Raw genomic sequence first — 14438 nt, 5'->3', positions numbered from 1 at the left:
ACGGATTACAGTTTGGCGCACGGCAGCAATAGCTGGTCCAGCGGTTTGGCGGCGCCCGGTATAACAATGCGGCACTGACGCTGACCTTCCCAGGCAACGTCCAGCTGCTCTTGCGGCTGCACGCCGGTCAGGTAGACCGAGCCGCCGTCGTTCACTACCGCCACTTCACGGCCACGTTCGCTCAGTACCGTGGCACCGAACGGAGGTTCACTGCCGTCAGCCAGTTTGATGGTGGCCAGCAGCTTGCTGCCTTTCACCACCTCAAAGTGGCGATAGCCGATGGCACCTTCGGTCAACGTGCCCTGAACTACGGCCCGGGTGGCCTCCACGTCGTCCGCCAGGGTATTGACGTCGATGCGGGTGTCGGTGTTGTAGTAGCTGGTGATGTCGGAGATCACCGCCAGGCCGAAGCGGTTGCTGTAGGCGCGACCGTTATTGATCGGTACCCCGGCGATGCCGTCGGTATCCAGCATCATTCGGCTGCCGCCGTTGCTGGAGTTCTGGTGTGCGGCTATGCCATGTCGGGTCGCGGTGATACCGCTGCGGAAGGTACCGCCGATCGACGAATAGCTGTCCTGCTGATAAGAGGCGCTGGCGTTGAGTGAGCCAAACGAGGCGTTATGGCTGTAGTAGCCACGGGCCAGCGATTTGCCGGACTGGTTAAAGCCGCCGCTGACCTGCCAGGTATTGTTCGGATCGGTGTAGTCGTTGTAAGACGCCATCTGCGTCACGTCACTGTTGCTGGTTTGCAGCGAGTAACCTATCCGGCGGCGATCGCCAATCGGGATGCTGAAATTCACCATCACGCTGTCGTCGGTGCGGCCGTGGTAAGTGGTGCGGTAGGCCGACAGCGATGCGGTGATGTTGCTGATATCGCCGACGCTGAACAATTTGCTGGCGGACAAGCCGTAGCGATCCTGCGCCCTGGCATCCCAATAGGTTTGGTGCGAATAGGTCAGGTAAGCGGTGATCGCTTTGGCGCTGTCTTCCGCCATAAAGGTTTTACTGGCGGTAATGGTGTACAGCTCTTTTTGGCGTCCGTCGTAGCGCTCGTCGTAGTCGCTGTAGCGTTCTTGCAGATACTGCGACATGTTCATGAATTTGCGCTGTGAGAAGCGGTAGCCGGCGAAGGTGATCTGGCTGTTCATCTCATCAAAGCGTTTGGCGTAGTTGATCTTGAATGACAGGCCACTGGCGGTCGGCTCGTTGGGCAGGCGAGCGATGGACTGCGTCACGTCTACCGACATGGCGCCAAACACGTTCAGATCGCGGCCCAGACCGAGCGCCCAGGCGTTGTAATCGCCGCCGAGCAATGCACCACCGTACAGCGACCAGGCGCTGGTTAACCCCCAGGAGAAATCACTGGCGGAGAACAGCGGCCCTTGCGTACGGTGATCGTAAGCCGATGGCTTACCTACGGCGACGTTGTAGCGAACATAGCCAGGGCGCGTCAGGTAAGGAATAGTGGCGGTATCTACCTGGAAGGTCGAAACGCTGCCGTCCTGCTCTTCTACCTTCACATCCAGCCGACCGCGTACCGAACTGTTGAGATCCTGGATGGCGAAAGGCCCGGCGGGCACGGTGGTTTCATACAGCGTACGGCCTTCTTGCGACACGGTGATTTTGGCGTTGCTTTTGGCAATGCCGCGCACTTCCGGCGCATAGCCCTGCAGGTTTGGCGGCAGCATGCGTTCGTCACTGGCCAGGTTGAGGCCGGTGAAGCGGTAGGAGTCGAACACGCCAGAATCGAGAAAGATTTCGCCGAGGGTCAGTTTGGCGGCCTGCATTGGCAACGCGCGATAGGCGTAGATCTGGTTCCAGTCGAAATTGCTGTCGCGCTCGCCGGCCTGCTGATTGTAATTGGCCTGATAATCGGCGCGCAGACGCCAGGCACCGAGGTTGGCACCCACCGTCCCGTAACTGCTGAGATTTTGTGCGGTATTGTTATTGTGACTCTGCTTGCCGACCTGGCCACTGATGCTGTAATCCAGCAGCAAGCCGGGAATACCGTCGTCCCATTGCTCCGGCGGGGTCCAGTCCGGATCGGAATATTTCATCCAGGCCTGCGGAATAGTGATCGCCAACACGCCGCCGCCGATGCGGTCGGATATGGTCGCCCCTTTAATGCCGCTGATATCGGCGCAGCTATTGTCGTGCCACAGGGTGATTTTTTTGACCACTTCCTCTTTCAACGCCATTTTTTCAACCAGATCCGGCGGCAGACAGACGCGGGAACGGTCTTTTTGGTCCGGCGACGGGTAATACTGGATGCTGCGCTGTGGCAGGGTTTTCTGGTTGATCTTGATATCCAGTAAATAGGCACCGGGCATGACGTAATCGGCGTCGGAAAAGCGCGACAAATCCACTTTGCTGCGATCGCCAATATCTAATACGTCGGTATTAAATTCCGTGGCGGAAAAAGCCGAATGCGCCCAGAGGAAAGATAGAATGACGGTGAGGGGTATTTTTTTCCGTGTCAGTAATGACGTCATAGCATAATCACTCATGGCAAATCCGCGCCCAATAGCAGGTCATCCTGTACGACCTGAATACGTAATACGTGGTGTCATTCAGTGCCTTATGGGGGCACCCGCCTAACGAGGCGTTACAGATAAGACAGGGTGAATTTCGCCAGAGAGCTGAATCCGCCGGCTCGGGCCCTGTCAGGGTGAATACGTAGTTGAGCGCCAAAGCGCAGCGTATTGTCGCCGGCGACGATCTGGTAATCCGCCGTGGTACTGCCCAGGGGGATCGGGGTGCCGGCGGCGGTCAGCAGCTCTATGGCCACGCCTTGCGCTTCGCCATAAACGCCCAGTAACTCGGGATCCCGGCTGTCAGCGGTGCCATCGAAGGTGACGGTAGCGGCACGGTAGATAAAGTCGGGCTTTACGATGCTGGCCAGTTCGCAATTCACCAGCTTGATCTCAAAGTTGCGGCGGCTGCCGATCAGTACCGGTTGTGCATCCAGAGCGGCATCGGTCATGGAGATCAGGCCGAAATCAACGGTCTGATCCAGGCTTTCACTGGCAATGCCGCAGGGAGTTTCGACGATCTCGCCGCCCAGACTGAGCGTGCCGTGGCCCTGATTCTTTGCCGTCGCCTCGGCGCTACAAACGCTGAGCGCAATAAGCACTACGCCCCAAATCCGGTGGGTCATGCTGGCGTCTCCCTGTTGCCGTGGATCCCGTTACCCAATATCCGTGCAGGTAAAGCGGGGATACCACAGAGGTATCCCCAGCGAGGGATTACAGGTAAGCCAGAGTGAAGTTTGCAACGCTGGTGAATTCGCCTGGAACCACGGCGCCAGAAGCGCTGCTGCCTTGCAGATAGGCGGCGAATTTCAGGGAATTATTGCCTTCGGTCAGGCCCTGACCATCGGTCGCGGTGCCCAGCTCAACATCTTTGGAGTGCAGGTTGTCATAGATCATGATGCCAGCGCCGGTTGCGGTGCCGCTCAGAGCCAGCAGTTTGCTGTTATCTGGATCCGGAGTCCCGGTGAAGGTCACCTGAACGTTCTTCATGGTAGCGATGGAGCAGTCTTTCAGTTCGATGCTGAAGGGCTCAGAGCTGGATTTACCCTCTTTGGCCAACAGACGGCTGCTGATTTGGCCCATTGGCACAGTTTGGTCAACAGATTCCGGTGCTACGCTGCATGGCGCATCAATAATTTCACCGGTAAAAGTAACTTTACCGCTGCCCTGGTTAGATGCGGCGTGAGCAACAGATGCAGAGGCGAAAGCAATCACGGTTGCCAGCATTAATTTATTCAGTTTCATTTCTCAAGTTCCTGTAGAGAGTATTTAAATAAAAAGAACAGCACATCTAAATCCCCCACAACGGCGGCAACCTCATGTCACCGACGCGGTAGTTGGAGCCAGATCCTTTTGCTCTGGGCAATACGCCACCACCCGTTATTCATGGGTGAATAACGAAAGATTTTGAAAGTCGTATAGGCAAAATCCGTAAAATAAAAATAGGTATATCGCCATAGCGTTTTGCTGGGATTATTCTTGCAAATAATAGGTGTGCTTGGAAATACCTTTTATTAATTTAAGTCAAATACAGAATATAAAACCAAAAGGAAAAAGAAATATATATGATTGAAAATCAATAGATCGTATACAAATATTATCCAGAATAAATGACTATATAAATAGCAATATGCGAGATATTAGATCACCAGAATTGTCCTTCACACTACAATTAGCAATATTGTTTTGATAATATCGCCCTCAGACAGCAGATGATGAATTCTGGCTGTTAATTGTAGGCTAAAAGTTAACTCGTTGTTTTGAAAGGAAGGTGAGCCAAAAATACTGGCTTGGGATGCGGCTTTTATTCATTGTGGCGAGGGTAACCCCCTTCGTATCATTAACAAAGTCATAACAATATTGCGAGTGTCGGATTATTACCAATATCCGCCTGCCGTTGTGCTCTTTTGTTATTTAACTCGTTAGGATTATTCGGAAGAAGTCAGTTCTGTCAGGGCCCCGAGACATAATAATGGCCTAAGTGAAAATTAAAGGATGATAAACGGAATGATTACCATAATTAATGTTTCAACTCGCCGCGCTACAATCGTTACGGCGGCGTTGATAATGAGCTGTTTACTGTTATCCGGTTGCGTTGGAAAAAATAGCACGGGTAACGTTGCCGTGAAAAAAGTTTCACAGAATAATCCTAAGGAAAACACTGACGAGCAACGCATCGCGCTTTGTCAGCAACGGGTCAACTCGCTGAAAAATATTAATCCGCCAAGCTACCAGAAGCGGATGGCTTATTTTAACGGACTGCTGGCCAACGCCTCTGGATATGCCGGTATTCGCAACAATGTGGATGAAAGCACCCGTAAGGCTATAGACGCGCTTTATAAATATAAAACCGAGAAGTTCTGCGCCGACGTTGAACATGAGCTGATGTCCGATCTGTCCAGCCGGGTAGAGAGCCTGTAACCATGAAAAAGTACGCGGAAGGAGCCGCGGCTTTGCTGCTGTTGCTGGCGGCAGGTGGTGCATCTGCTGGGGATGACGGTATCCCCGCATTGCTGAAGTTTGCCGAGCAACAGCAGGCCGTGCCGGTGGTGGAAAAAGCGCCGCCGACGCCCCAGCCGGTTGCCACCAGGCCCAAACCTGCCGCCACTGCGCGTACTGACAGCGCCCGACTAACGGCGCTGAATCAGGCTATGCAGCAGCAGGCTGAGACCATCCGTCGGTTGGAGCAACAGTTGGCGGCTCAGACGCAGGCTAAGTCACCCGTTCCGGCACCGACACCCAAGGCAGAGCCTGTGGATATCAGACCGCTGGTGGCGGCTTTGAATGGAGTTCGCCGGGCCATCGCCACACCGCCGGATCTGATTGCCATGGCGGCAGCACTGGCACGGCAACAACGGCTGGTCACTGAGCAGGATCGGCAGCTACAGCAGCTCAACCGTCAGCTAGCCGCCCAGAGTCAACCCCCAGGGCTGGTCAGCGATGCAGATAAACAGGCCTACGCCGCCGGAGTTTCGCTAGGGCGCGACATCCTGAAACTGCAGGAAGAGAACCGACGGCTGGGGATTGAAGCCGATCGGCCACGCTTGCTGGCGGGCATTGCCGACACGCTGGCGGGCAAGCCGCGACTGGACGACACGGCCATCGGCAGTGCGCTGCAGGCTACGGATGCGGCTTTGCAGCAGGCCCAACAGCAGCGGCAACAGGCTCTACGACAAGATAGCAAAACCTACCTTGTCGATTTCGCCAGACAACCGGGGGTGAAAAAAGATGCGCTCGGTTTCTATTACCGCGTGGATTACGCCGGCGATGGGCAGATAGCCGCCAGCGACAGCGTCGATATTGTGGTGCGCGAAAGTCTGCCCGGTGGGCAGGTTATCAAGGATATGGAGTTGGCCGGCACGGTGATCTCACAACCCTTGGCACAGTACCCGCCGCTGTTCCGTGCCGCCATTGGCAAACTGAACAAACACGGGTCGATGACGCTGGTAGTGCCGCCGGCACTGGCCTATGGCGATAAGGGAAGCCCCCCGGCCATTCCACCGGGAGCCACCATGATTTACACCTTGCGGGTGGCCGACGTGCTGCCGCAGGACAGGAGCAGGCAAAAGTAACTCAAGGAGAACGCGATGGCCAAGGCGCCGATAACATATGAAATCAGGAAGTCACATATGCTAAACGTGTTACGAAAACTGTGTATGGAACGTGCGGCGGGGGCGGGCGGGCACCATCCGCCGGCTCCGGAACACTGGCCTAAAACCAGGGAGTTGGCGGACAAATGCGGTGAGAACATTTACACCACGCGTACGTTGTTATTGGCACTGGAAAAAGAGGGGAAAGTGAGTTGTACCCACCGCAGCATCAATAATTCGTTACGCTGGTATATTTGTGCATCACCCAAAAAATGGTAATTCCTTTCCTGCTTTGTTTTTTTGACTACCTTTCACAGTGAATCAATACAGGGCTGGTGGGGCGAAATGCTCCTCAGCCCGACGCCATTGTTACGATGCATGACCAACCATTGCCAGCGCATTTTTTTAAGCTCTATACTGGCGGCCTGAGTGCAAATATGTTCATGAGGGATGCGGGCTTAAATGAAGGAAAGCAAAGAAATACTTTTATTGGATGATATTCATTATCAAATAGATGAGCAGGTTATTCTGGATTCAGTGTCTTTCAGCCTGAATTCGGGGGAGTTTAAACTGATTACCGGGCCGTCCGGCTGTGGAAAAAGCACCCTGCTTAAAATCGTTTCCTCGCTGATCGATCCGACCCGTGGAAAAATTATCTTTGCCGGCAAGGCCATCACCGATATAGCGCCGGAAGAGTATCGCCAACAGGTATCTTACTGTTTTCAAACCCCCTCGCTGTTTGGCGACAGTGTGTATGACAATATTGCGCTGCCTTACCAGATCCGTAAGCAAAAACCGGACGAGAAAAAAATGCAGGCCGATCTGGTGCGTTTCGGATTGCCGGGAAATATGCTGAAAAAAAGCGTTAACGAATTATCGGGTGGGGAGAAGCAGCGTATTTCGTTGATCCGTAATCTGCAGTTTATGCCCAAGGTGCTGTTATTGGATGAGATCACCAGCGCGTTGGATGAAGATAACAAGCGTAACGTGAACGAGATTATTCATCAGCTGGTAGCGCAGCATGGCGTGGCGGTGTTGTGGGTTACGCATGATAAAGACGAAATCAAACATGCGGATGATGTCATTACCCTGAGTGCGCAGGGTGCCCGGGCACAGGAGAAAACCGATGAACCAGCATAATATCAGCAATGAATCCTTGGCCCTGTCGATGGTGTTGGTGATTATCGCCATTTTAATCAGCCATAAAGAAAAGCTGGCGCTGGAAAAAGACATTATCTGGAGCATTTGCCGGGCGGTGGTGCAGCTGATTATTGTCGGCTACGTGCTGAAATATATTTTTGATGTGAACAACGCCATTCTGACGGTGTTGATGGTGCTGTTTATCTGCTTTAACGCGGCTTACAACGCACAAAAGCGCAGCAAATATATCGATCATGCGTTTATGACTTCGTTTATAGCCATCACAACCGGCGCGGTTTTAACCCTGGTGGTGCTGGTGTTGACCGGCTCGATAGAGTTTACCCCGATGCAGGTGATCCCGATTTCTGGCATGGTGGCCGGCAATGCGATGGTGGCGGTCGGGCTGTGTTACAACAATTTGGGGCAGCGTTTCAAAAGCGATCAGCAGAAAATTCAGGAGATGCTCAGCCTGGGGGCCTCACCGAAGTTTGCCTCAGCGGCGCTGATCCGCGACAGCATCCGCGCCTCGTTAATCCCGACGGTGGATTCGGCCAAAACCGTTGGACTGGTTAGCCTGCCTGGCATGATGTCCGGCCTGATCTTCGCCGGTATTGATCCGGTGAAGGCGATTAAGTACCAGATTATGGTGACTTTTATGCTGCTTTCCACCGCCAGCCTGTCGACCATTATCGCCTGCTACCTGGCCTACCGTAAGTTCTACAATGCCCGTCACCAACTGGTGGTGAGCACGCTGAAATAGCGTCATAAAAATAGGGGTAGGGCGCTGCACGCTGCGCCCGGTGAAATCAGGTCGAGCATGCTCGACCCCTACGCTGTGGCCATTACCCTTGCAGCAGAGCGATACTTTGGCGGATTTCACGTTCGATATCCGCCTCTGTCCAGCTATCCAACTGCGAAGAGAACGGCTCGAAGGCGTAAATGCCGGTGTAGCCCAGGCGCTCCAGGTTCTGCACCTGTTTTTTACTCTCCAGCCGATCCCGGTCACTCAGCATGATGCGTTCTTCGTCGCTGAGCGCACTTTTGTCTCGTGCATCTTCCACCCCGGAAAGGTGTACCAGGCCAATACCCTCGATCTGAATCTGCGCATCAAACTCAGGCTGCGCCACATCACTTAAATAATGGTGGAAGGTATCCAGCACGATTTTGTACGGCGCGCCTGAATCGCGGATCAGGGACTGCGTCAGCAAGGATGACCGCAGTGAACTGATGCCGAACCCCAGCGGTTCGACGTAACCCTGCACGCCGTATTGCTTGAACAGCGGCGCCAGCAGCTTCAGGGCTGCCAGCGTGTCGGTTTTTTTCTGCTCCTCACTGCGCCGATCGTCCGCGCTACAGTGCGGGCACAGCACCAATGCCTGGCTATGTATCGCCTGAGCCTGCGACAACAGCGCCTCGGCGTTCTTCTGCAACCCGGCCTGATCGTCCAGCAGGTTAAACCTGCCGAGGGCGTTAATGGTGATGATTTCGATACCGTATTTTGCCGCCAACGCATTTAATTGATCGTTGCTCAGGTTATCGGTCACCTTGCCGCTCGGCATGTCGTTGCGCAGCTCAACTTTGCTGAGCCCGCACCTTTTCACCAGGCTGAAAAACGGCTCCAAATCCAGATTTGGCGCGATCTTGCGGTTGATACAAAAACGGTCTGGCGCAATGGTCATGATGCATTACTCCTGAATAATGTGAGAAGCCTGAGTTTTGCCGACTTACAGCGGCGTTCTTTGTGTTTCGGGTTGCGGTTGGCGATAGCGTTTGGCCATCACCACGTCTTCCATTTTTTCCAGCGAGACGCCTTTGGTTTCAGGAATGTAGCGGCTGATAAACCAGTAGCTAAACAGGCAACAGGCGGCGAAGACCCACATTGGGAACGCGCCGTGGAAGCTGGAGAACAGATAAGGGTTGTCGTTGATCATCGGGAAGCTTTGCGAAACAACAAAGTTGGCCAGCCACATGCAGCCGACGGCGATGCTCATGCCCTGCGCCCGCATGCGATTAGGGAAGATTTCTGACACCAGTACCCAGGCGCCGACGCCCCAGGACAGGGCATAAAACACCATAAAGAACAGCATGCCGAACAGGGCAAAGTAGCCGGTGGCCTGGGTGTAGAGGGCATAAGAGGTGATCAGCAACCCGGCGATGGCACCCAGGGTGCCGTAACGCATCAGTGGAATGCGGCCTATGCGATCCATCAGCATGGCGCCAATCACCGAACCGACCAACTGCAATACGCCAATCCAAATGGTCTGGAACAGCGCTTCCTGGGCGTTTTCGGTGACGGTTTTCAGCACCATTGGCGCGTAGTACATCATCACGTTGACGCCGGTGACCTGTTGCAGCATGGCGATCATGCAGCCGACAAACAGAATAAAGCGCACCCGCACGTCGCCGAAATTCAGCTTCTGCCGGCTTTTTTGCTGGTCCTGCTGCAATGAGTCTTTGATTTCCTGCAACACGCTTTGCGCATGGGCGGCGTTGGAGACTTTGGTCAGCATCGCCAAAGCCTGATCGTCACGGCCGACCATCACGCTCCAGCGTGGTGATTCCGGAATGATAAACACCAACATCAGGAACAGCATGCAGGGGATCACTTCCGACCCTATCATCCAGCGCCACCCCATCTCCACCAGCCAGGCTTCGCTGGCGATGCTGGCGATTTTGAAGTTAACGTAGAAAATCACGATTTGGCCGAACACGATGGCGAACTGCTGCATGCTGAGCGCCCGACCCCGCATGTCTTTTGGCGAGACTTCCGACATGTACATGGGGGAGACGGTGGCGGCGATGCCCACGGCCAGACCGCCGATAATGCGGTAAATCACAAACCAGGTGAAGGTGGCGGCCAGCGCAGCACCCACTGCCGAGATGGTGAACAGCACCGCTGCCAGCATCAGAGCCTTCTTGCGGCCGTAACGCGCAGCCAATGGCCCGGCACCAAAAGCACCGACCACACAGCCGATCACCACGTTGGAAACCGCCCAGCCGGTTTCAGCCGGGCTAAGGTCAAAATAGGTTTTCAGGGCATCGATGGCGCCGGAGATCACGGCGGTGTCGTACCCGAACAGAATGCCGCCGAGTGCCGCAATGCCGCAAATTCGCAGTATGTACCCGGTATTATGCTTACGCTGATGTGACATGTGTTGCTCCGATTTTTATCCTGGCTTCCACCCGCGCAGTAGGTTGTAGGGAAGAGGGAGGCGGAAGGGTGTGAACCGTGCCTGTCATCAAGGCGGTGATATTCGAAATAATCTGGGCTAAACAAGAACATTTATTTCATAATTAGTGAATAATGAAATATTGATTTTTAGATCCAGTTCAAAAAAAACCGCAAACAGTCCACCCGCGTTACCAGGCGACCCCTTTGCCTCAGGCTTTGTCGTAGTGCCCGGTGGGCTACCTGTTTCTGTATAAAAGTCAGGGTTAATTCCCGCCGGTTGGCGGATGATCGGCAGGGCGGCTTTTTTCCCGACATGTAATGGCTTTGCACAAGGGCATGGCAAAATTGCGACCTCCCGCACTAAAAACAAATTTTCTAAAATAATTTATTTGAAACTTTTTTTTCAATGAAATAGAGTTTGCTTCATCCGGTCAGGATTTAGCCTGCTTGTGGGCAGTTTCCGGCAAGTGGTGTGATGAAAACGCTACCCTGTGCGGCAGTGCCGCACAGGCGGTCAGGCGACAGCGGACTTAAAAGAGGGTGAGACATGAAAACCGTGGGTAACTTTATTGGTGGGCAGGTGTGCCTGAGCAGCAGCAATCAAACCGTCGACGTGCATAATCCGGCCACCGGGCAGGTTGAACGGCGCGTCACGCAGAGCACCGCCGCCGAGGTGAAGCAGGCCATTGACGTGGCTCACCAGGCCTTTGCCGACTGGTCACGTACTACACCGCTGCGCCGGGCGCGCATCATGTTCAATTTTAAGGCGCTGCTGGAACAGCATCGCGACGAGCTGGCGAAGCTTATCGTCAGTGAGCACGGCAAGGTTTACTCCGATGCACTTGGCGAACTGACCCGCGGTATTGAAGTGGTCGAGTTTGCCTGCGGCATTCCACATTTGATCAAGGGCGAGTATTCGGCGGACGTCGGCAGCGGCGTTGACAGCTTCTCGCTGATGCAGCCGCTGGGCGTGGTCGCGGGTATCACCCCGTTCAACTTCCCGGCGATGGTGCCAATGTGGATGTTCCCTATCGCGCTGGCCTGCGGTAACACCTTCGTGCTTAAGCCACCGGCCTTGGTGCCTTCGGCGTCGGTACGGATGGCAGAATTACTGAAAGAAGCCGGTCTGCCGGACGGCGTATTCAACGTGGTGCACTGCGCTAACGAAGATGCCGCGCAACTGTGCACCGATCCGCATATTCAGGCGGTGAGCTTTGTCGGTTCGTCCGCCGTGGCGGAACATATCTATACCACGGCCAGTGCCCAGGGTAAGCGGGTACAGGCCTTCGGCGCGGCGAAGAATCAGGCCATCATCATGCCGGATGCCGATCTGGACGCGACGGTAAATGCCCTGATGGGCGGTGCCTTTGGCTCTGCCGGTGAACGCTGTATGGCGCTGCCGGTGGCAGTGGTGGTCGGCGACGACACGGCGGATAAACTGATCGCCAGGCTGAAACCGCTGATCGCCCAACTGCGCGTTGGCCCAGGCATTCAGCAGGGCGGCGAAGAAAACGAAATGGGGCCGCTGGTTTCCTCGGCGCACCAGAAGAAAGTATTGGGTTATATCGATCTGGGCGTGGAAGAAGGCGCAACGCTGGTGGCTGACGGCCGCAATTATCAGGTGTCGGGCTACCCGGACGGTTACTATGTTGGCGGCACGTTGTTTGACCACGTCAAACCGAATATGCGTATCTATCGTGAAGAGATCTTCGGACCGGTGTTGGGCATTGTCCGCGTGCCGGACTACCAGACCGCCATCGACACGGTAAACAGCCATGAGTTTGGCAACGGCAGCGCCATCTTTACCAGCAACGGCCACTACGCACGCCAGTTCGTGCAGGAAGTGCAAGCCGGTATGGTGGGGGTTAACGTGCCAGTGCCGGTTCCTATGGCATTCCACAGCTTCGGCGGCTGGAAGCGCTCGGTGTTCGGTGCGCTGAACGTCCATGGCACCGACGGTGTACGTTTCTACACCCGCATGAAAACTGCCACCGCCCGCTGGCCAACCGGGCAGCAGACGGTGTCGGAATACAGTATGCCGACGCTGGGTTAAATCCCTTTAGGCAGCAGGGGCCGTTATTCCAATGGGGTAGCGGCCGTTGTCGTTTTACCGAATCGTCAGGTTACAGGAGGAATACTATGTCTTCATTACTCGCCAAGTGTCAGCAGCCGGATGGTCAGGGCCGCATCCAGCATGTCACCCCAGAGAATGCCGACTGGCGCTTTGTCGGATTTGATGTCTATCACCTTGAGGCCGGTCAGTCGCTGCAGTTGGAAAGCGGCGACAAAGAATTATGTCTGGTGTTGGTCGCCGGTATTGCCTCCGTCGCCACTCTGCGTGCGGAATACCCGAGCATCGGCAAACGTATGAGCCCGTTTGAGCGCACACCGCCTTACGCGGTTTACGTGCCGCATCATGACAAGATTGAAGTCCGGGCGGAAACCACACTGGAGTTGGCGGTCTGCAGCGCACCGGGTCATGGGCACCTGCCGTCGCGCCTGATCACCCCGGCAGAGGTGGGCGTCGAACGTCGTGGCAAAGGGCGTAACCAGCGTCTGGTACATAATATTCTGCCGGACAGTGAACCGGCCGACAGCCTGCTGGTGGTGGAAGTTTATACGGATGAGGGGAATACCAGTTCGTATCCCAGCCACAAACACGACCAGGAAGACTCGCCGGATGAAACCTATCTGGAAGAGACTTATTATCACCGGATCCAACCGGAGCAGGGTTTTTGCATGCAGCGGGTGTATACCGACGATCGCTCACTGGATGAATGCATGCCGGTGTATAACCGTGACGTGGTCAAGGTGCCGCGCGGCTACCACCCGGTGGCGACGCTGGCCGGTTACGACAGCTACTATCTTAACGTGATGGCCGGGCCAGTACGCTTGTGGAAGTTTACCTGGGAAAAAGACCACGCCTGGATTAATACCGACGGCTATCCCGCAGCTAAATAATTGCATATTTACGACGTTGCTAAGATGAGCGTCACCCTCTCCAGGGGGAGAGGGTAATTCTTCGTTACTCTTCTTTGGCGTTATTCAATGCCAGCGATACCGCCAGGGTTTGCGCCAGACACATTGAAGCGACCTGGGAGCGGAAACCATCGACCTGCGCTTCACGCACCACAAAGCACACGTCGCTGAAGGCGGCCAGCGGACTGACCTGGCTGTCGGTAATGGCGATCTGTTGCGCACCGCTTTTGGCACCCAATTCAACCAGTTCCAGTGCTTCCTGCGCATACGGCGAATAGCTGATGGCGATCACCACGTCATTCGGCTTCACCATGCTCAGCTGTTCGGTAAACATGCCGCCCAGTCCGTCAATCAGGAATGCCCGGCGCTCCAGATGGCGTAACGCATAGGTGAGGTAGGACGCGACGCTGAAAGAACGGCGCAGACCAATCACGTAGATATTCTCGGCGTTATTCAGCAGCTCAACCGCCCGATCCAGCTGCTCAGAGCTGGTTTGCATCGCCAATTGTTGCAGCGCCTGGGAGTTGACCATGGTGAAAACGTTAAGAATTTCCGCCGGCTTTTCCGGTGCCACGTTACCGTCGGTAGAGGTCTGACGAAACAGACGCGCCCGCTCGGTGTAGTTGACCGTTTCTTCCATCAGGTGCTGGCGAAAAACCTGTTTCATTTCGTTGAAGCCGCTAAAGCCAAAGGCGTTGGCGAAGCGGATCAGGGTAGAAGGGGGGACGCTGGCCTGTGCGGCGATGGAGGCGACGGTATCGAAAGCAATGCTGTTACTGTTATCCAAAATGTAACGCGCCACCTGTTTCAAACGCTTGCTCAGCGTTTCATAGCGGTGACGGATCTCGTCCTGTAACAGCGAAAGTTGAGTTGGGTTGTTCATCCATTCGGCTCGCAGTGTGGGCTAAGGCGTATCGGCCTGACGCCTGAGTAATTGACAGGTTATTCTAACAGATGGATTGGAAATTTCATTTCACCAAAAAGCGATTTATTCGATTGCAAGATGCGTTACTTCACAGAAAACAG

The 14438-nt window shown here is 54.8% G+C and carries 13 protein-coding genes; 7 read left to right on the top strand and 6 right to left on the bottom strand.

The window, feature by feature from the left end; translation table 11 throughout:
• Positions 1-5: 5 nt before the first annotated feature.
• From NHG65_RS24570 to NHG65_RS24560, 3 genes are all read right to left on the bottom strand, one after another.
• Entirely contained in the window at positions 6-2507 is a 2502-nt protein-coding gene (locus NHG65_RS24570) for a fimbria/pilus outer membrane usher protein (protein ID WP_499182769.1), read from the bottom strand.
• Positions 2508-2605: 98 nt separating this feature from the next.
• Entirely contained in the window at positions 2606-3157 is a 552-nt protein-coding gene (locus NHG65_RS24565; protein ID WP_207979755.1) for a fimbrial protein, read from the bottom strand.
• Positions 3158-3245: 88 nt separating this feature from the next.
• Positions 3246-3776, bottom strand: coding sequence for a fimbrial protein (locus NHG65_RS24560; RefSeq protein WP_006317526.1), 531 nt, complete (start codon positions 3774-3776; stop codon positions 3246-3248).
• A gap of 762 nt (positions 3777-4538) precedes the next feature.
• On the opposite strand from NHG65_RS24560, the gene NHG65_RS24555 reads away from it, so the two are divergent.
• The 5 genes from NHG65_RS24555 (at position 4539) to fetB (ending at position 8021) form a co-directional block, all read left to right on the top strand.
• Positions 4539-4952, top strand: a complete 414-nt coding sequence (locus NHG65_RS24555) for a YuaE family lipoprotein (RefSeq protein WP_499182768.1) — start codon at positions 4539-4541, stop codon at positions 4950-4952.
• A 2-nt stretch (positions 4953-4954) separates the two neighbouring features.
• Complete coding sequence (locus tag NHG65_RS24550) at positions 4955-6103, top strand: FKBP-type peptidyl-prolyl cis-trans isomerase N-terminal domain-containing protein (RefSeq protein WP_499182767.1); 1149 nt, start codon at positions 4955-4957, stop codon at positions 6101-6103.
• A gap of 15 nt (positions 6104-6118) precedes the next feature.
• Positions 6119-6400, top strand: a complete 282-nt coding sequence (locus NHG65_RS24545) for a FaeA/PapI family transcriptional regulator (protein WP_129936986.1) — start codon at positions 6119-6121, stop codon at positions 6398-6400.
• 183 nt (positions 6401-6583) lie between these two features.
• Positions 6584-7261 (top strand): iron efflux ABC transporter ATP-binding subunit FetA, encoded by a 678-nt coding sequence (fetA, locus tag NHG65_RS24540; RefSeq protein WP_099063463.1) that lies wholly within the window; start codon positions 6584-6586, stop codon positions 7259-7261.
• Entirely contained in the window at positions 7248-8021 is a 774-nt protein-coding gene (gene fetB / locus NHG65_RS24535; RefSeq protein WP_207979750.1) for an iron efflux ABC transporter permease subunit FetB, read from the top strand. The genes fetA and fetB overlap by 14 nt, the downstream gene beginning before the upstream one ends.
• An 82-nt stretch (positions 8022-8103) precedes the next feature.
• On the opposite strand, the gene NHG65_RS24530 is transcribed toward fetB, so the two are convergent.
• Together NHG65_RS24530 and NHG65_RS24525 are read right to left on the bottom strand one after the other, a co-directional pair.
• Positions 8104-8940: a TIM barrel protein gene (locus NHG65_RS24530; RefSeq protein WP_207979748.1), complete on the bottom strand. Its 837-nt coding sequence runs from the start codon at positions 8938-8940 to the stop codon at positions 8104-8106.
• A gap of 45 nt (positions 8941-8985) precedes the next feature.
• Entirely contained in the window at positions 8986-10413 is a 1428-nt protein-coding gene (locus NHG65_RS24525; RefSeq protein ID WP_099063466.1) for a sugar porter family MFS transporter, read from the bottom strand.
• A 567-nt stretch (positions 10414-10980) separates the two neighbouring features.
• On the opposite strand from NHG65_RS24525, the gene NHG65_RS24520 reads away from it, so the two are divergent.
• On the top strand, positions 10981-12486 hold the full coding sequence (locus NHG65_RS24520; RefSeq protein ID WP_099063467.1) for a CoA-acylating methylmalonate-semialdehyde dehydrogenase: 1506 nt from the start codon (positions 10981-10983) through the stop codon (positions 12484-12486).
• Between the two features lie 86 nt (positions 12487-12572).
• On the top strand, positions 12573-13394 hold the full coding sequence (gene iolB, locus NHG65_RS24515; RefSeq protein ID WP_207979746.1) for a 5-deoxy-glucuronate isomerase: 822 nt from the start codon (positions 12573-12575) through the stop codon (positions 13392-13394).
• A 64-nt stretch (positions 13395-13458) separates the two neighbouring features.
• Here the strand turns inward: iolB and NHG65_RS24510 are convergent, their stop codons facing one another.
• Positions 13459-14295: a MurR/RpiR family transcriptional regulator gene (locus NHG65_RS24510; protein ID WP_099063469.1), complete on the bottom strand. Its 837-nt coding sequence runs from the start codon at positions 14293-14295 to the stop codon at positions 13459-13461.
• Positions 14296-14438 lie beyond the last annotated feature (143 nt).

This window comes from Serratia myotis (assembly GCF_027474885.1).
In the GTDB taxonomy this organism is placed as follows: Bacteria; Pseudomonadota; Gammaproteobacteria; order Enterobacterales; family Enterobacteriaceae; genus Serratia; species Serratia proteamaculans.
The sequence above is the reverse complement of the archived record's forward strand: the minus strand, read 5'-3'. Positions and strand labels throughout refer to the sequence as shown.